Annotated in this window: 14 protein-coding genes and 2 pseudogenes; 8 read left to right on the plus strand and 8 right to left on the minus strand. The window is 69.5% G+C overall.

Going from position 1 to position 17,293, the window contains the following annotated elements; genetic code table 11:
* Nucleotides 1-67: 67 nt before the first annotated feature.
* The 6 genes and pseudogenes from WBG99_RS15285 to WBG99_RS15310 all read right to left on the minus strand — a co-directional run bounded on the left by WBG99_RS15285 (nucleotide 68) and on the right by WBG99_RS15310 (nucleotide 7,039).
* The gene (locus WBG99_RS15285) at nucleotides 68-1,942 is read right to left on the minus strand and encodes an anthranilate synthase family protein (protein WP_338896844.1); all 1,875 of its coding nucleotides are present in this window, start codon (nucleotides 1,940-1,942) and stop codon (nucleotides 68-70) included.
* Complete coding sequence (locus WBG99_RS15290) at nucleotides 1,939-2,562, minus strand: isochorismatase family protein (RefSeq protein WP_338896845.1); 624 nt, start codon at nucleotides 2,560-2,562, stop codon at nucleotides 1,939-1,941. Before WBG99_RS15290 ends, WBG99_RS15285 begins: the two co-directional genes overlap by 4 nt.
* Before the next feature lie 45 nt (nucleotides 2,563-2,607).
* A pseudogene (locus tag WBG99_RS15295) lies at nucleotides 2,608-3,377 on the minus strand (2,3-dihydro-2,3-dihydroxybenzoate dehydrogenase).
* A gap of 51 nt (nucleotides 3,378-3,428) precedes the next feature.
* Complete coding sequence (locus WBG99_RS15300; protein WP_338896846.1) at nucleotides 3,429-4,601, minus strand: 3-deoxy-7-phosphoheptulonate synthase; 1,173 nt, start codon at nucleotides 4,599-4,601, stop codon at nucleotides 3,429-3,431.
* A 212-nt stretch (nucleotides 4,602-4,813) separates the two neighbouring features.
* Nucleotides 4,814-6,067: a transposase gene (locus tag WBG99_RS15305; protein WP_338896847.1), complete on the minus strand. Its 1,254-nt coding sequence runs from the start codon at nucleotides 6,065-6,067 to the stop codon at nucleotides 4,814-4,816.
* 297 nt (nucleotides 6,068-6,364) lie between these two features.
* The gene (locus WBG99_RS15310; RefSeq protein ID WP_338896848.1) at nucleotides 6,365-7,039 is read right to left on the minus strand and encodes an NAD(P)H-binding protein; all 675 of its coding nucleotides are present in this window, start codon (nucleotides 7,037-7,039) and stop codon (nucleotides 6,365-6,367) included.
* Between the two features lie 152 nt (nucleotides 7,040-7,191).
* Here WBG99_RS15310 and WBG99_RS15315 point away from each other — a divergent pair, with 152 nt between their 5' ends.
* On the plus strand, nucleotides 7,192-7,917 hold the full coding sequence (locus tag WBG99_RS15315; RefSeq protein ID WP_338896849.1) for a TetR/AcrR family transcriptional regulator C-terminal domain-containing protein: 726 nt from the start codon (nucleotides 7,192-7,194) through the stop codon (nucleotides 7,915-7,917).
* Between the two features lie 291 nt (nucleotides 7,918-8,208).
* The gene (locus WBG99_RS15320; protein WP_338896850.1) at nucleotides 8,209-9,213 is read left to right on the plus strand and encodes a ketoacyl-ACP synthase III; all 1,005 of its coding nucleotides are present in this window, start codon (nucleotides 8,209-8,211) and stop codon (nucleotides 9,211-9,213) included.
* A 97-nt stretch (nucleotides 9,214-9,310) separates the two neighbouring features.
* Here WBG99_RS15320 and WBG99_RS15325 read toward each other — a convergent pair whose 3' ends face one another.
* A complete protein-coding gene (locus WBG99_RS15325; RefSeq protein WP_338896851.1) occupies nucleotides 9,311-10,006 on the minus strand; it encodes an SDR family oxidoreductase in 696 nt (231 codons plus the stop codon).
* 385 nt (nucleotides 10,007-10,391) lie between these two features.
* Nucleotides 10,392-11,072: an NAD(P)H-dependent oxidoreductase gene (locus WBG99_RS15330; protein WP_338896852.1), complete on the minus strand. Its 681-nt coding sequence runs from the start codon at nucleotides 11,070-11,072 to the stop codon at nucleotides 10,392-10,394.
* Between the two features lie 216 nt (nucleotides 11,073-11,288).
* Here WBG99_RS15330 and WBG99_RS15335 point away from each other — a divergent pair, with 216 nt between their 5' ends.
* The 6 genes and pseudogenes from WBG99_RS15335 to WBG99_RS15360 all read left to right on the plus strand — a co-directional run bounded on the left by WBG99_RS15335 (nucleotide 11,289) and on the right by WBG99_RS15360 (nucleotide 17,279).
* A complete protein-coding gene (locus WBG99_RS15335; protein ID WP_338896853.1) occupies nucleotides 11,289-11,693 on the plus strand; it encodes a nuclear transport factor 2 family protein in 405 nt (134 codons plus the stop codon).
* Nucleotides 11,694-11,739: 46 nt separating this feature from the next.
* The gene (locus tag WBG99_RS15340; protein ID WP_338896854.1) at nucleotides 11,740-12,738 is read left to right on the plus strand and encodes an amidohydrolase family protein; all 999 of its coding nucleotides are present in this window, start codon (nucleotides 11,740-11,742) and stop codon (nucleotides 12,736-12,738) included.
* A gap of 6 nt (nucleotides 12,739-12,744) precedes the next feature.
* Complete coding sequence (locus WBG99_RS15345) at nucleotides 12,745-13,557, plus strand: arylamine N-acetyltransferase (RefSeq protein ID WP_338896855.1); 813 nt, start codon at nucleotides 12,745-12,747, stop codon at nucleotides 13,555-13,557.
* Between the two features lie 25 nt (nucleotides 13,558-13,582).
* Nucleotides 13,583-14,395, plus strand: coding sequence for an arylamine N-acetyltransferase (locus WBG99_RS15350; protein ID WP_338896856.1), 813 nt, complete (start codon nucleotides 13,583-13,585; stop codon nucleotides 14,393-14,395).
* 48 nt (nucleotides 14,396-14,443) lie between these two features.
* The gene (locus WBG99_RS15355; RefSeq protein ID WP_338896857.1) at nucleotides 14,444-15,496 is read left to right on the plus strand and encodes a ketoacyl-ACP synthase III; all 1,053 of its coding nucleotides are present in this window, start codon (nucleotides 14,444-14,446) and stop codon (nucleotides 15,494-15,496) included.
* A gap of 387 nt (nucleotides 15,497-15,883) precedes the next feature.
* A pseudogene (locus WBG99_RS15360) lies at nucleotides 15,884-17,279 on the plus strand (IS1380 family transposase).
* Nucleotides 17,280-17,293: the final 14 nt, after the last annotated feature.

Here is a 17,293-nt window from a genome sequence, read left to right on the forward strand (position 1 = left end):
CCGAGGCGGCTGTGCGGTGGGCCAAGAGCCCACGGCACAGCCGCCTCGACGCCGCTCGCCCCGGACGTCACCCGCTGACGAGGCCGGTCAGCAGTTCGGCGAGGATGCGCACGCCGTCCCGGGTGAGGACCGACTCGGCGTGGAACTGCATGGACGCGAAGTGCGGTCCGCGCAGGGCGTGCACCTCGCCGGTGTCCCGGTCCCTGCTCAGCTCCACGAGGCCCACGCCCTCGCATTCGACCTTGTCCTCGGACGACCGCGCGGCGAACGTGTTGTAGAAGCCGACCTTCTCGCGTGCCCCGAAGAAATCGATCTCCCGCTGGGTCCCCTGGTTGGGCACCTCCCGGCGCGCCAACTCGAACCCCAGCCGGGTGCAGAGCACCTGATGGCTGAGGCACACGGCGAGGAAGGGGCGGCACTCGGCCAGCAGCGTGTCGACGACCGCCGCCAGCCGCGCGATCTTCGGATGCCCGGTGTCCCGGGGATCCCCGGGCCCGGGACCGAGCACCACGAGGTCGTGGTCGCGCAGCGCGTGGTCCTCGTCGAACCGGCGCACCATCACCGACAGCCCCAGCGCTCGCAGTTGGTGGTCGAGCATCGCGGTGAAGGTGTCCTCGGCGTCGATGACCAGCACCCTGGTCCCGGTCAGCGCCGGCACCACGGGGGTACGCGTCCGACGCCCGCCGAGCCAGAAGTCGGCGACGGTGGCGTTGCGTTCGGCCAGCGCGGCGCGCACGTGCGGATGATCACCGAAGCGTGCCGTCCGCGTTCCTTCCAGGGCCGCGAGCAGCCCGGCCGCCTTCGCCCTCGTCTCCGCGGCCTCGGAGACCGGGTCGGAGTGGCGCACGAGGGTGGCACCGACCCCGATCTCGACGCGCCCGGCGCCGTCGATCTCCGCGGTGCGGATGAGGATGCAGGAATCCAGGGTGCGGGCGCCCTGCCCGTCCCTGCCGATCAGGGCGGCGACGCCGCTGTAGTAGCCGCGGCCCTCGGGCTCGTACCGCGCGATCACCCGGCAGGCGCTCTCCAGCGGGCTCCCCGTGACCGTGGGCGCGAGCAGCGTCTCCCGCAGGATCTCCCGCGGATCGCGCGTGCTGCGCCCCTCGATGAGGTACTCGGTGTGCGCGAGCTTGGCCATCTCCTTGAGGTACGGCCCGAGCACCCTGCCCCCGGCGTCGCAGATGCGGGCCATCATCTTCAGTTCCTCGTCGAGGACCATGTACAGCTCGTCGGTCTCCTTGGGATCGGCGAGGAATCCCAGCACCTGGGAGAGTTCGGGGCCGGAGGCCGGGTAGCGGTAGGTGCCGCTGACCGGGTTCATCACCGCCGTGCCGCCGGACAGGCTCACATGCCGCTCCGGTGAGGCGCCGACGAAGGTACGGCCGCCGGTGTGCACCACATGGGTCCAGTGGGCGCCGGACTCGGTCTCCAGCAGATTGCGGAAGAAGGACAGCGCGCTGCCCAGGGTGTAGTCGCCGATCCGCGCCCGGTACGAGCGCTTGATGACGAAGTTCGCGCCCTCGCCCATGCCGATCTCGTTCACGATCACCTTCCGCACCGTGGCGGCGTACGTGTCGTCGTCGGGTGTGAAGTGCCCGTCCACCAGCCGGGTCGGCGTACGGACGAGCCGTGGCAGGGCCTCGGCCAGGGGCACCGTCTCCTGGGCGGTCACGTGCAGGGCCAGCAGGGGCGCACCGTCGTCGACGCCGACGTAGCCGCGCTCGCCGATCTGCCGGTACGGCACCAGTGCCAGGACGTCGTGGTGAGCCCTGCCGTCGGCGGTCGGCGACTCCGGCAGCGGAATCGAGCCGAGCGTGGGCCAGCCGCGCACCTCGCCGACGAGCACCTCCAGCTGCCCACCGCCGTCCGCCGTGGGCCGGTGCAGCAGCGCGAAGGGCGGCGGGTGCGGTGCCAGCACCCTGCCGAGCAGATCGGATGTCACGCGACGACCTCCTTGGCCGTGGAGACGACGGCGCAGCGGCGCGCCGCGTAGTCGAGCGCCAGCCGGTGGTCGGCGGCGGAGAAATCGGCGACCGCGTCGGCCACCAGGAATGTCTCTATGTCGTGGGTGAACGCGTCGACCGCTGTCATCAGCACGCCCACATGCGCGTACACCCCACAGATGATCAGCTGGTCGCGGCCGTGCGCACGCATGCGCTCGAGCAGGCCGGAGCGGAAGAAGGCGCTGTAGCGCCATTTGGTGAGCAGCCAGTCGTCGCGCGTCGGCGCCAGTTCCGCCGTGATCTCGCGGTCTGCCGGGGAGCGCCGCATACCCGGCCCCCAGAAGTCCTTCAGCAGACCGCGCTCCGCGTCGTCCATGGCGCCGGGCTGCGCCGTGTAGGCGACGGGGATGCCGAGTTCGGCGCAGCGTGTGCGGAGCAGCGCGGCGTGGGACAGCAGCTGTTCCAACAGGGGCTTGGGCAAGGGCCGGAGGAAGTAGCGCTGCATGTCGTGCACCAGCAGCACCGCGCGTCTCGGATCGACCGTCCACGACGGGACGGGGGCGGGCAGCTCGCCCGCACGGGGCAGTTCGTAGGGTTCGATGGGAGGTATCCCGCTCATGTCGTCTCTCCGCTCGTCTCTCCGCCTCGTCCGATCGCGCGGTGCCTACACTCCGAGGGTGGCGCCGCCGTCCACCGTGAGGCTGTGCAGAGTGATGTGTCCGGCCTGGTCGGACAGCAGGAATGCCACGGCGTCGGCTATGTCCGACGGCATGGCCAGCTTGCCGAGCGGGATGCCGACGCGGTACTCGTCGGGCCGGCCTGCGATCGTGGTCCGGCGACCGCTCGCGTCGTGCCACATGGAGCTGAGCATCGGGGTGTCGGTGGAGCCGGGAGCCACCAGATTGCACCGGATGCCGTGCCGCGCCACTTCCAGGCCCAGGCACTTGGTGAACATGGCGGCGGCGGCCTTCGAGGCGGCGTACGCGGCCATCTGCGTGCGTGCGGTGCCGGCCGCGTTCGAGGCCACGGTGACGATGGCGCCGCGCCCGCGCGGCACCATCCGGTTGACGACCGCGCGCGACATCACGAACACCCCCGTGGCGTTCACCGCCAGGGTGGCGTCCCAGTCCTGGTCGGTCAGATACCGCGCCTCGGCCAGGTTCAGCACCCCTGCCGCGTTGACCAGGAAGTCCACCGGTCCCAGACGCTGTTCCACCGAGTCGACCAGGTCGCCGACCTCGGCACGGTCGGTGATGTCGGTCGGGAAACCCTCGGCGCTCACGCCGTCGGCGGTCAGCTTCTGCACGGTGCGCAGGAGCCCGTCCGCCTCGCGGTCCACGGCGGCCACCGTGGCGCCGCGCTCCCCGAGCGCGCGGGCCACCGCGGCGCCGATCCCCCTGCTGCCCCCGTGATCAGGGCGACCTTGCCCTCCATGTGCGGTCCTCCTTCGTACGAGTTCGAGCGGACGCTCCTGTCGGACACGGCCTAGGCCCCCCAGGCCGTAACCACGGACACGGCCTGGTCCGGGCGGAGCCGGGGGTCGCACAGGCTGGTGTAGTGGTCGCCGATGCGCTCGGTGGCGGAGGGGCTCGGGGCGCACTCGGTCACGTCGTCCGGAGTGGTCTCCAGATGCAGTCCGCCGGCGACCCCGCGGGCCGACAGCACGGCGGACCGGAAGCCACGTACCTCCCGCGCGATCCAGTCGAGGTAGCGGGTCTTGCGCCCGTCCGGTGTGGTGACCGTGTTGGCGTGCATCGGATCGGAGAGCCAGATGACCGGATGCCCCGCCTCCCGCACCGCCGTCACGAGCGGCGGCAGCCGGTGGGCGACGAGCTGCGCCCCCATGCGGGCGATCAGCGTGAGGCGACCCGGCTCGCGCGCCGGGTCGAGGCGTTCGCACAGGGCGATCAGCTCTTCCTCGGTCATGCCGGGACCCACCTTGCAGGCGACCGGATTGGTCACCGCGGAGAGCAGCGCGACATGAGCACCGTCCAACTGGCGGGTGCGATCGCCGATCCACGGCCAGTGCGTGCTGGTGAGGATCCGCGCACCGGTGGGATCCTCGCGCACCAGCGGGACCTCGTAGTCGAGTACGAGGGCCTCGTGGCTGGTCCACACCGGTGGATCGATGCCCGCCTCCCCCGGCCCGCGGTGCCAGCCCAGATGGCGCATCACCGTGCCGGCGGCGCGGTAGCAGGCCAGCATGCGCTGAGGATCCGGCCGCCTGCCCGCGGGATCGGGTTCGGGGCTGTTGACCATGTGGCCGCGGTAGACGGGGAGTTCGAGGTCGCCGACCCACTCCGTCGGCTTCGAGCGCGGCTTGCCGAACTGGCCCGCCATCCTCCCCACGCGGACCACCGGACGGTGGGTGATTCCCTTCAGCCGGCCCGCGAGAACGTCCAACAGCCCGGCCTTACGGGCGGTTTGGGACTCGGTGCACTCCGCGGGGTCCTCCGCGCAGTCGCCCGCCTGCACGACATGGGCGCCTCCGGCGGCGACGACGGCCAGCACCGAGCGCAACGTACGCACGTCTCCGGGGTCGACGAGCCCCGGAGAGGCCAGGAGCTGCCGCCGCACGCGCCGAACACTCTCCGCGTCGCCCCACCCCGGCTGCTGCCGGGCCGGTTTCGAACCGATGTCGAGCACAGGGTTGTCCACTGAAGTCTCTCCCCTTGCGGATGAATCGGTCCGCGGGTACGTCCCACGGTTGCCGTGCGGCACGGATCGCGCGCGATGCCGTGCGCGCCTGTACGGGAGCCGGACACCCACCTCACCGACGGGTCGGCGAACACGCCGCTCCCGGGCGATCAGCAGCCAGTCCGATCCTGTAACGGGAGGCCGACCGCGACAACACGCCACGGTTCACTTCGTCAGGTGCCGGGTGCCGCTCGGTCCGACCGCCCGTTCCACACCTGGCCGGGGCAGGCCAGCACGGCGATGGCGTGGGCGGCCGAGGCCAGGGTCATGTGGCGGTGCCATCCGTCGAACGAACGGCCCACGTAGTCCTCGATGCCCACGTTCTTGGCGACTTCGCCGTAGTCGCCGCGCACCCGCTCCAGGAGGGTGAACAGCGTGAGCAGCGACATCGGATGGCGTGACGTCAGGTTGGTGAGCCACAGCTGCGGCGCGTTCTGGTGTCCGGTCTCGGCCAGTCCGACCATGGCCAGTCGCTGGCCGCCTCCCGCCCGCGGTCTCCCTGTCCTCCCCTGGGGAAGTCGCACGGTCACGCTCCCGATCAGGCCCGACCGCACCCCGCCGCCCCTGCCGAACTCGCGCCACTGAGCCGGCTGTCTGGTGCCGCTGGCCGCGCGCATGACATCGCCGGCCGGCATGCCCGCCAAGCCTCGGTGGCCGGTCAGCGCCGGGTCCGAGACGAGCAGGGGAACCGACTGGTCCACCCGTGCCAGCAGGGGGATGCCCTTGCGGCCCAGACGGTCGAAGAGCATGGCGAGGTTCAGTGAACTGGCATCCAGGACCACCGGCCGCACCGGCATCCCCCACTCCGACACCATGCCGACGCAGAGCCTGACGGCCTGGTCCGACAGGGTTTCCGCCTCGATGCTGTCCGGAATCGTCGCCCGGTCGCCCGGCGACCGGGCGTCGATCCACGTCGGGGACAGATGGAGCCCCCAGTCGACAGGGCTGCTCCGGCAGCCGGAAGCCGCCCAGACCCCGATCGTCTGCTGTGCGTTCAGCACCCGTCCCTCGGCCGGGACGAACCTGCGGTCCACGCCGACCGAGTGCTGCCCCGCCTTACGGATCACCGTGTCCTGCACCACCCAGGCCTCGACCGGCAGGCGGGGTACCAGGTAACGGGCCAGAGCCTCGCGCACCGGCGCCCATTCCCATGTCGACTCGCTGATGAAGTGGTGCAGGCTCTGGTCGGCCGCCCGCCCTCCGATCAGGCTCGCGATATTCCTGATCGACTTTCGCCCGGGAACCTCCAGGAGTCCCCTGACGTACTCGACGCCCTTCTTGCGCTGATCAGCACGAGGCAACGACGCGAAGAGCGACGTCGATATCTCTCGTAGTAAATCATCCGGCGAAAGATTCTCACCGAATAATCGATCCGTGTTCTCTTTTTGTTTGCCAATCTTAGCCAGCGGAAACCCGGCTGCACTCAAGAGTGACCCCCGAATAGCTGTACCGCCAGGCTGGAAATCATGCCTGCGGACGTTGGAGAACGCTGAACACCCCGCGACTTACACGTGCACGGGGTAAGCACTCCGGACCAAACGGGGAATCACTTTACCGACAGTCGATCTTTGGACCACCACACCGGAGTCGAATCTGTCACCTACCCCCCTGATGAGCGGCAACACACCGATCGCCCCTCGCACGGACACCGCCGATCCACCCGGAAACGACAGAAGAGTGGACAGGCCATCAAAGGGGCGCTTTCCTGATCTTTACCCGGTCGTTTAGGATGGGCGATGAATTGATGGCACTCTCCCAGCACGGCACGTGGCCACATGGACGGCCTCTCCCACGTGGTCGCGGTGCGTGACCTCGCGGACGAGGGCGTGGGCGAGGTCGAGCCGGGAGGTGAGCGCGCACGGCGCCGGGTCCGCGGTGATCCGGTAGTCCGTCACATCGCTCCGGGTGACGAGGCGTCCCGGCCGGAACAGGGTCCAGTCGAGGCCGGTCTCACGGACGATGTTCTCCATGCGCCGTACGTCCTGCTGGACGGCGCGACCGCAGGCGAGGACCACCGGGCGGATCATCCGCTGGCAGAGGAGGCCGGCCGGGGACAGATCGGCCGCGTCGAGGCCGACGGAACCGACACAGAGCAAGCGCCGCACACCGTGGTTCATCATCGCCTTGACGACGTTGTAGGCGGCCTGGGAACAGACGGTGACGGGCTTCGGGGAGAGTGGCGCACCGATCGCCGAGAGGACCGCGTCGTGATCGCGCACGACCCAGTCCACCGCATCGGCGTCCATCACGTCCGCGTCGGCGACCTGCACTCGGCGGTCACTGATGGGGAATTCGGCAGGCCGCCGGGTGATCGCGGTGACCGTGTGCCCCGCGTTCATGGCCATGGCGGTGACCAGACGGCCGGTTGAGCTGTTGGCGCCGAACACGATCAGCCTCATGCGATCCTCCCTGGCAGATGGGCTGCGGGGCCGGGCTTGCGCGCGGCGGGGGACGCAAGAGTCGAACAATGGTCGGGTACCCGCACAACGATCGGGTACCCGATCAATGTACTACGCTGGACTCCCCCGCGTACGATGAGCACGAAAGGTTGGTGGGTGTCAGCGTGGGCAAGTCACGGGGGGACGGTCGTACGGGCTCGGGTTCCGGGCAGAGCGTCTGGCTTCGCCGACCGCCTGCGCCGCGCCACGAGCCGCCGCTGTCCAGGGAGCGCATCACCGAAGCGGCCATCGCCCTGCTCGACGAGGAGGGCATGGAGCGGCTGACCATGCGCCATCTCGCGGAGCGTCTGGGCGTCGGGGCCACGACGCTGTACTGGCACATCGACACCAAGGACGACGTCGTCGACCTGGCGACCGACGCCATCTTCGCCGAGGCCCCGCTCCCCGACGAGCAGGACGGAAACTGGCAGGAGAACGTCGTGGCCCTCCTCTCCGGATGTCGGGCCATGCTCCTGCGGCACCCATGGTCCGCGGCGCTGCCGCTGCGTCAGCGGCCGTCGATCGGGCCGAACTTCCTGGCGTGGCTGGAATTCCTCCAGGCAACACTGTCGCGCGCCGGATTCAAGGCACAGCAAACACAGGCCGTCTGCTGGCTACTGTACAACCACGTCCTGGGCTCCGCCGCGAGCCAGTCCAACCTCCAGTGGTCGAAGGCCGAACGCATGGCGGCCCAGGAGCAGTTGAGCCGGCAGCAGGACAAGTTCCCGACGCTCGTGGAGTACGAGTACATGCTCGACGAGGACTGGGAGGAGAACTTCCACCTGGGCGTGAAGTTCGTCCTCGACGGCCTGGAGGCCCAGCTCCCCGCCACCGACTGACCGCTGTTCCCGGCCCGGAAGGTGGCCGGAGTCGATCGACCGGCGGCAGCTCATCTGACAGATCCGCACAGGCCTGCTGGACCTGGGATCGAAAGCCAACTGTCCTGATCACATGCGGATTTGCCGTACCCGGCACGCTGACCCCCACACAGCGCCAGAGCCGCAGTGGGCCGAGCCGCGGTGAGCGGCGGCGGAACAGCACACGGACGGCGGGATCCGCCGGCCCCGTTCCCCGTCGCGCCGACGCGGGCGTGTGGCCGGTACCAGTCAGGACGACATTGGGAGCAGACCATGATCACATGCGGTGCCGCCCAGGACGCGCGGGGCGTGCTCGGAACGGGTTCCTACGTACCCAGTCGCGTGATGAGCAACAAGGACATGAGTGCCCTGGCCGGCGTTTCCGAAGTGGCCATCCTGCGCAAGACCGCGATCCGCGAGCGGCGCTGGGCGAAACCCGAGGAGGCGACCTCGGACCTCGCCGTCGCCGCCGCCCGGGCGGCCCTGGAGCAGGCCGGGGTCAGTGCCGCCGAGCTCGGTCTCATCGTCGTGGCGACCTCCACCCCGGACTCCCCGCAGCCGGCGACGGCCTGTGTCGTCGCCGACGAGCTGGGCGCCGGACAGGGCACCGCCGCCTTCGACGTCAACTCGGTGTGCAGCGGCTTCACGTTCGCCCTGTCGATCGCCGAGCGGATGCTCGCCGACGCGTCGACCGACTACGCCCTGGTCATCGGCGCCGATGTGTACTCACGCATCCTCTCGCCCGAGGATCGCCGCACGATCGTGCTGTTCGGGGACGGTGCCGGTGCCATCGTGCTGGGCCCGAGCGGCCGCCAGCGGCTGATCTCCACCAGGCTGGCCAGCTTCGCCTCCGCGCGTGAGCTGATCGGCGTACCCGGCGGCGGCAGCCGTCTGCCGACGACGGAGGAGACGCTCCGCGACGGGATGCAGTACTTCTCGATGAACGGCCGGGGCGTCACCGAGTTCGTCGAGGACCAAGTGGTCCCCGGCATCCAGGAGTTCCTCAAGGACAACGGGGTGAGCCAGGACGACATCGCGCACTTCGTGCCGCACCAGGCCAACGGACGGCTTCTGGAAAGCATGTCCGAACGGCTGGGCATTCCCTCCGACCGGATGGCCACCACGGTGACGCGGTACGGCAACACCGGCGCGGCCTCGGTCCCCATAACCCTGGACCACCTGGCCCGTTCGGGCGCCGTGGCCCCTGGTGACCTGACACTGCTGGCGGCGTTCGGCGGCGGCATGTCCATGGGGCTGACGCTGATGCGCGCCTCCTGATCCCTCGGTCGTCGGGGTACGTCCGGCTCCGGGCGCCCATGAGGAAGGCCCGGTCCCGTCGTTGCCTGCCGGGGCCGGGCCTTGCTCGTGCGGCTCGCTACTTGCCGATGTGCAGCGCCTCCTTCTTGAAGACCTCGAAGTAGCTGGGAACGCCCTGGGTGGTGATGACCTCGACGCGGGCGCCGACGTTGCGGTTGTCGACCGCCTCACGCACCAGCGCGTCCGCGAGGTCCCGTCGCGAGGTGAACCAGCCTGGGTGACGGGACGGGCTGACGATGTAGTCGGAGGTGGCCGTGGCGTCGAAGAGACCGGCGGGGCGGACGACCGTCCAGTCCAGGCCGCTGGCGCCCACGATGTCCTCCATACGGCTCGTGTCCTCGTAGAGCGGGCGGCCCATCTTGAGCAGGATCGGCACGATCACCTTGCGGAAGACGAACTTCTCGCCGGGTGCGTCCTCGTAGTTGGCCCCGATCGAGCTGACGCAGACCAGGCGCCGGATGCCGTGGGCGTGCATGGCCTTGATGACGTTCTCGGTGCCCTCCGAATAGACGGTCACCGGCTCCTTGGTGTACGGGATGCCGACGGTCGAGATGACCGCGTCATGGCCAGCCACCACGCGGTGCACCTGCTCGGCGTTCAGGATGTCCGCCTCGACCACGCTTAACCGGGCGCCGCTCAGCGGGAACGCGTCGGGCCTACGGGTCACGGCGGTGACCTCGTGGCCTTCGGCGAGTGCCTGTTCTGTGGCCAGCCGGCCCGTCGGGCCGTTCGCGCCGAAGATGACCAGTTTCACGAGTTCCTCCTGTGCGGGACGACATGGTGCTGCAGGCGTGTGCCCGCGCGAATGTCCACCGGGACACGGGAAGGTGTGCGGCGCGGTGGCTCGCGTCCGTGACACACGGGGCACCCGGCCGCGCATGGGCCGTCCCGGCACCCTCGGCGGGCGTCCCGCCGACCTCCCGGCCCCCGTCGGTCCCCGTCTGGCGTCTCGGAAGACGGCTCCGCGTCGGACATCGATCGAGCACTCGAACATTGATCTATAGCCAGATCAAGGTACCACGGCCGGATGGACGAACGAGCGGCGGGACCTGCTCGCTGACGTGCGGCGCACCCGCGGCTCCGAGGAGCCGCGGGTGCGCTGTGTTCCTGCTCGGCGACTCGCCGTCGGTCCACCGCCGTCAGTCCACGGACAGGCGGGGGAACTTCTTCATGAGGAAGTCGAAGTCGAGGAAATCGATGGCGGATTCCTGCTGCTGGAGCCCGGTCCGATAGGCGGTGGCGACCTCCACCAGCCGCAGGGCCTGGTACTCGATCGCCTTGCGGTTGTCCTCGTGCACGTTGTTCGGCGCGTGCCGCGAGATGCTGCACGTACCGTACGGGGATCCGTTGTGCTCGGACGCCAGGATCTCGACGCTGGAGCCGTTGGGGACGATGAGGCAGCCCCAGTGGCACAGCACGTTGTGGAGGGCGAGAATCGCCGTCTGCTGGCCGGCGTGCGCGGCGGACCCGGAGGCGAACACGGTCGCGACCTTGTTCGCCAGCTTCCCCGGAATGGCGACCGGACCCGAGCTGTCGACGAAGTTCAGGATCTGCGGGGCCGGCATGCCGAAGTGGACAGGCGTGCCGATCATGATCGCGTCCGCCGCCACCAGGTCGTTCATCGTGGCCACCGGGATGTCACGGGTGGCGGTCTCCAGTTCGGCGTAGGCCTCCTTGTCCAGCACCATCGGGTCCGGGAGCTCCGGGACCTTGAACAGCTGCGCCTCCGCACCCGCCTTCTCCGCCGCGGCGGCCGCCGCGGTCGCCAACTGATGGATGTTGCCGCTCCGGGAATGGAAGATGATGGCTACCTTGACCATGGAAAACTCCTCGCCATTCGTCGCTGCGGGGAATGCGGCATCCCCGGCTACGAGGCGTCATCCTCACGGCCGCGTGCGCACCCTGCCCAGGACTGCGCCGGATAGTTCGTCAGGTCCGCGCACAGCTCGTCCCGTCCCGGATATCGGTAGTACCGGACCTGACAAACTGGCCCGTGGCGGGTTGAGTGCCCTGCGGCCGTGCCCTGTGCTGTTTCCATGGCGAATTCCACAGACGTGCAGATCACCCTTCCCACCGAACCCGGTCAGCTTTCGGCGGCATTCGAGCAGGCTTTCAACGCGGGCAGTCTCGAGGCCATACAGCGGCTTTTCGATCCGAACGCCATGCGTGTTCTCGCTCCGGGCCAGTATCTGACGGGTGAGGAGATGTGGAAGTCGGCCGAACAGACGCTGCCCGACCGCCTCCCGGTCAAGCTGTCGGTGCGGCACATCTACACGGTCGGCGACACGGCGCTGATGATCTGCGACTACGTGCACGAGGGCACCGGGCCGGACGGGACGCACCAGCGCGTCGAGGGCACGGCCGCCGACATCCTCCGCCGCGGCGCCGACGGCGTCTGGAGGTGTCTGATCAGCAACCCGCCCGGCACCACCCGGGCCTGACCGGCGTCCCCACCCGACCCCACCCGACCCCACCCGAGGACGATCGATGCCGGACAGCACACACAAGCCCACCGGAAGGCCGTGGTCGCGGGCCATCGACGTGCATCACCACATCCTGCCGGACTTCTATCTCGACGAGCTGGCGCGGATGGGCGTCGCGACCATCCTTCCCGGAGTCGACAGGCCGACCTGGAGCGCACACGGCAGCCTCGCCATGATGGACCGGCATGGCATCCGTGCGGCCGTGGTGAGCGTCTGGCCGGGGGTGCCAGCGACCCTGGAACCGAAGCCGGCCGCACGGTTCGCGCGCCGGGTGAACGATTACCTCGCCGAGCTGGTCGCCGCGCACCCCGACCGTTTCGGCGCGTTCGCCACCCTTCCCTTCCCCCACATGGACCTTGTGCTGGAGGAGTTCGAGTACGCCGTCGACACACTCGGGCTGGACGGCGTGGGACTCGTCAGCAACTACGGCGGCCTGTACGTGGGCGACCGCTCGATGGACCCGCTGTTCGCGGCGGCGGCCCGCCGACGCACTCCGCTGTTCGTGCATCCGACGGTTCCCCCGTCGACCGGTCAGCCGGACTTCGGCCTGCCGGCCTCGCTGTACGAGTTCCCCTTCGAATCGGTACGGGTGGCCGCCCAACTCCTCTACAACCAGACCCTGGACAGGTTCCCGGACCTGCCGGTGATCCTGCCGCACGGCGGTGGCGGCGTCCCCTTCTACGCCGGACGCCTCGCCTGCGGCGGACTCATCAGCGCGCCCCTCGCGGAGCGGCTCCCCGAGGACCCCGTCGGTTCACTGCGGCGGCTCTACGTCGACATCGCCATGGCGGGTGACCCGCACGCCCTGGCTGCTCTGCGGTCCTTCGCCCCGGCGGACCGGATCCTGGTCGGCTCGGACTTCCCCCTGATGCCCGAGCACTACACGCTCGACACCGCCCACCGCGTCATCGACCACGGAGGGTTCCACGCCGAGGAGCGGACCCGGCTGGAACACGCCAACGCCGAGGCCCTCTTCCCGCGATTCGACGGAAAGGACGGATGAGACGCCGTGCTGGACAAGAAGACGGTCTCCGCCTACCTGGACCGCATCTCGGCCGACCGCCCGAAGCGCCTCGACGCCGACGCCCTGCGGCACCTGCACGAGCGGCATGTGCTGTCGGTGCCCTTCGACAACCTCGACTACCACCGCGGTGCCGACATCCAGATGGACGAACGAGCCGTCGACAAGATCGTCCACCAGCACCGCGGAGGCCTGTGCGGTGAGATCAACACCGCGTTCTACCTCCTGCTCAAGGCCATGGGATTCGACGTGACCCTGCACCAGGGCCGCGTCCACATCCCGGGAGGCGGAACCACAGCGCCGTACCACCACGTGGTGATGACGGTGGCCGTCGACGGCACCCGGTGGATCGCCGACATCGGATTCGGCAAGAGCAGCCGCCGCCCGCTCCGGCTGGACTGCGACGGACCCCAGACGGATCCGCACGGCGAGTTCACCACGCGGCGTCTGGACCGGCGGTCCGTCGAGGTGCTCCGCAACGGGACACCGCAGTACATCCTCTACGAGGAGCCGGTGGAACCGACCGAATTCGACCAGACGATGTGGTGGTACCGGACCAGCCCGGACTCCCCGTTCCTGCAGACCCTCGTCTGCTCGCTCCCCCTCGAGAACGGCTGGGTCATCCTGCGGGACGACCTGCTGACGGTCGTCTCCGGCGACCGGAAGCGGACCGAGAGACTCGCCGACGACGCCGCGGTGCTGGACGCGTACGAGAAGTGGTTCGGGATGAGGCTGGAGAAACGTCCCGTCCCGACCCCGTACACGAACGACTCGCTGCGTTTCTCATTCGACAGCAACTGACATCCCACACCCACAGGGGAACGGCATGCTGGATGAAGTGACGACGGCCGCCTATCTGAAACGCATCGCGGGCGAACCACCGGACCGGCCCGACCTCGCCGCGCTGCGCCACCTCCACGAGCGGCACGTGATGACGGTGCCCTTCGAAAGCCTCGATTACCACCTCGGCAAGGAGATCCACTACAAGGACGAACGGATCGTCGAGAAGATCGTGCACGCTCGCCGAGGCGGGGCCTGCGGCGAGCTCAACAGCGCCTTCCTCTTCCTGCTGCGGGCCCTGGGCTTCACCGTGCACCTCCGGCACGGGCGCGTCTGGATCGGCGGCCGGCTACGGGATCCGTACAACCACATGCTGCTCATGGTGGAGATCGAGGGGCGGCGCTGGCTCGTCGACGTCGGCTTCGGAAAGGGCAGCAGGTACCCGATCTCCCTGGACACGACGGAGGCGCAGGACGATCCGCACGGCGCCTTCTCCGTCCGGAAGGTCGACGAACGCGCCACCGACGTCCTCCGGGACGGAAAGCCTCAGTACCGCGTCTACGACGATCCGACGTCCCTGTCGGACTTCGACCAGGCGATCCACTGGTACCGGACCAGCCCGGACTCGATGCTCCTGCAGAACATGTTCTGCTCCCTTCCGCTGGAGGACGGCTGGGTGGTGCTCAAGGACGACGTGCTGGCCGTCACCCGTGGAAAGGAGACGACGACCGAGAAACTCGCCGACGACGCCGCGGTGCTGGACGCGTACGAGAAGTGGTTCGGCATCACGCTGGACAAGCGCCCCACGCCGAGCCCGTATCTGAGGGCCTCCGTACGCATGGCGTTCGAGGAGAAGTGAGCGCCGCACCCCGAACACGACCGATCCGGCACCAAGAAGGACTTCGTCATGCCCAAATGGGAACTCGCACCGGTCAGTCCACGCAGCGTCGCACTGGCGTTACCCGAGAGGATCGTCACGAACGCGGAGCTGTGCGAAACGCTGGACACCACGCCGGAGTGGATCGAGGAGAAGACCGGAATTCTGGAACGCCGGTTTCTCGAATCGCACGAGACCGTTCTCGACCTCGCGGTCGAGGCGGCCGAGAAGGCCATGGCGGCGGCCGACGTCGGGGCCCGCGGCATCGACGTCCTGGTCGTCGCGTGCACGAGCCCGGACTGGATCATGCCGTCCCTGGGAGTGAGCCTCGCCGAGCGCCTCGGCATCGAAACCCCGCGGATACTCGACCTGACCCAACACGCGTGCGCCTCGTCCGCGTACGGGATCCACACGGCCTCCTGCCTGCTGCAGGAACCGGGCCTGGACACCGCGCTGGTCGTCTGCGCCGAGCGGGGCTCCGGCATCACCGATCCGCAGGACCGCCTCACGCGGATCTTCTTCGGAGACGCCGCGGGGGCCGTGGTGCTCCGCAGGACGGACGGCGCGGACGGCCTGCTCAGTTACGACCTCGGCAACGTCTACTCGGACGGCGTCCGGATGGCGACAGCCTGGCGGGTGGACCAGGAGGTGCCGACGTCGACGACGGAGACCCCCCGGTCGCCGTACATCTTCATGGACGGCAACGTGGTGCTGCGGGAGGCGATGACCAGGGTGCCGAAGTCCCTGAGCGAGGCGCTCTCGCTGGCCGGCGTCACGGCGGACGAGGTGAGCGGCTTCGCGGTCCACCAGGCGAACGCCAAGCTGGTGCGGCACATCGGGCGCATCGCCGGCGCCGTACCCGAACGGGTCCCCGTCACCGCCGACATCCTCGGCAACACCGCCGCGGCCTCACCGCTGACGGCACTGTGGCGGCTGGCCAGTGAGGGCCGGGCCCGGCGCGGCGACGTCATCGTGCTCGGCGCGATCGGGGCAGGCTTCCTCTTCGGCTCGCTCGTCTTCCGGCTCCCGGAAGACCTCGTCGCGGCGGAGGTCCCCGGAATGGGCCGTTCCGGAGGGAACTGAGGTCCCGGCACGGTGCGACCGCCGGGACCGCCGGCCGGCGGCGGCCCCCTGTCCGGATCGGCTCGCCCGCCCCGGCCCGCCTCATACTCTGGCACCGGAGCGCGGAAGCGCGACGCCGCCGAGAAGGTTGTCCAGCTCGTCCCGCGCTCACGCCCCCACCTCAGCGCAGTCCCAGACGCGCAGGCCCCCGAGTCCTCCCGCACCCTGCCGAGGATGCAGCCCCCCAAGCGCCCTTCAGACAAGGAAGCGAAGGACACCGCCTGAGCCCCGATCCACCGGTCGGTGATCGCGGGTGGTTGGGGGCCGGAACGCAGAAGTGCCTTGTGACCTGCGACGATGGGAGTTCTTCAGGCTTCCAGCACGCACGATCAGCAAGGCACTTCCAAGATGCAATCTTCCCATGCCGCCGGGGCGGTCTCTGCACGATTCGATGATCCGAATCTGGTCGCGTACGGCGGGCTGGAACCGGTGGTCCGTCTCGCGGAGCGGTGCGGGCTGGGCGCTCTGGCGGCCGAGCTGGTGCGGTTGCCGAAGTCGAGCAACGGCACCGGCGCGTTCGTGGCGGCGAAACTGATGACGCTGGTCGCGGGGGGGATGGTGGCCGGGGCGGACAGCATCGATGACATGGACCGGCTGCGGCACGGGGCGATGGCCAGGCTGTACGGCGGGATACGCGCGCCCTCGACGCTGGGCAGCTTCCTGCGGTCCTTCACGCACGGCCATGTCAAGCAACTGCACGCGGTGGCCCGCCGGTTCCTGCCCCGCCTGGCCGCCCATACCCCGCTGCTGCCCGGCGCCGGGCAGCTGGCATACGTCGACCTGGACGACACCATCAAACCCGTCCACGGATACTGCAAACAAGGGGTGGGCTACGGATACAACAAGATCAAGGGGCTCAACGCGCTGATCGCCATCGTCTCCACCCCCCTGGCCGCCCCGGTCATCGCGGCGACCAGGCTGCGCAGGGGCGCGGTCAACTCGGTGCGCGGAGCCGCCTCGTTCGCCGCCGAAGCCATCCGCACCGCCCACGCGTGCGGAGCGGGCGGGCTGCTCGTTGTGCGTGGGGACTCGGCCTACTACGCGGCAGACGTGATCGCCGCCTGCCGGTCCCTGGGCGCCCGCTTCTCCATCACCGTGCGCATGAACGCCTCCGTCAAGCAGGCGATCGCGAGCATCGACGAGGATGCCTGGCAGGCGATCAAGTACCCCGGGCCGTGTTCGACGAGGAGGAGCAACGCTGGATCTCGGACGCCGAGATCACTGAGATCGAGTACACGGCCTTCACCTCGAAGCCGAAGAAGCAGCAGGTCACCGCCCGGTTGATCGTGCGGCGCGTCAGGCGCCTCAACCCGAAGGCCGCCCCGCAGGGCCAGGGCGAGCTGTTCACCTGCTACCGCTACCACGCCGCGTTCACCGACTCCACGCTCGCCCTCGTCGAAGCCGAAGCCGACCACCGCCGGCACGCCGTCGTGGAACAGGTGATCTCCGAATTGAAGAACGGGCCCTTCGCCCACGCCCCCTCCGGGAACTTCCAGGCCAACGCCGCCTGGCTGGCACTGGCCGCGTTCGCCTTCAACCTCACCCGCGCCGCCGGGACCCTGGCCGGCGCCTTGCACGCGAAGGCCACCTGCGCCACCATCCGCGACCGCCTCATCAACGTGCCCGCCCGGCTGGCCCCCGTTCAGCCCGGCGGCTCACCCTGCACCTGCCCGAACACTGGCCCTGGCAGGACGCCTTCGACAACCTCTTCGCCACCGTGCACGCCCCGCCGCAAGCAGCCTGACGCCCCATCCGACC

The organism is Streptomyces sp. TG1A-60 (assembly GCF_037201975.1).
Taxonomy (GTDB): domain Bacteria; phylum Actinomycetota; class Actinomycetes; order Streptomycetales; family Streptomycetaceae; genus Streptomyces.

Bases quoted from the DNA above. Each gene is read 5' to 3' on its own strand.
- WBG99_RS15290 (WP_338896845.1), bottom strand. From the start codon at position 2,562: ATGAGCGGGATACCTCCCATCGAACCCTACGAACTGCCCCGTGCGGGC.
- WBG99_RS15310 (WP_338896848.1), bottom strand. From the start codon at position 7,039: ATGAGGCTGATCGTGTTCGGCGCCAACAGCTCAACCGGCCGTCTGGTC.
- WBG99_RS15320 (WP_338896850.1), top strand. From the start codon at position 8,209: ATGATCACATGCGGTGCCGCCCAGGACGCGCGGGGCGTGCTCGGAACG.
- WBG99_RS15330 (WP_338896852.1), bottom strand. From the start codon at position 11,072: ATGGTCAAGGTAGCCATCATCTTCCATTCCCGGAGCGGCAACATCCAT.
- WBG99_RS15335 (WP_338896853.1), top strand. From the start codon at position 11,289: ATGGCGAATTCCACAGACGTGCAGATCACCCTTCCCACCGAACCCGGT.
- WBG99_RS15340 (WP_338896854.1), top strand. From the start codon at position 11,740: ATGCCGGACAGCACACACAAGCCCACCGGAAGGCCGTGGTCGCGGGCC.
- WBG99_RS15350 (WP_338896856.1), top strand. From the start codon at position 13,583: ATGCTGGATGAAGTGACGACGGCCGCCTATCTGAAACGCATCGCGGGC.
- WBG99_RS15355 (WP_338896857.1), top strand. From the start codon at position 14,444: ATGCCCAAATGGGAACTCGCACCGGTCAGTCCACGCAGCGTCGCACTG.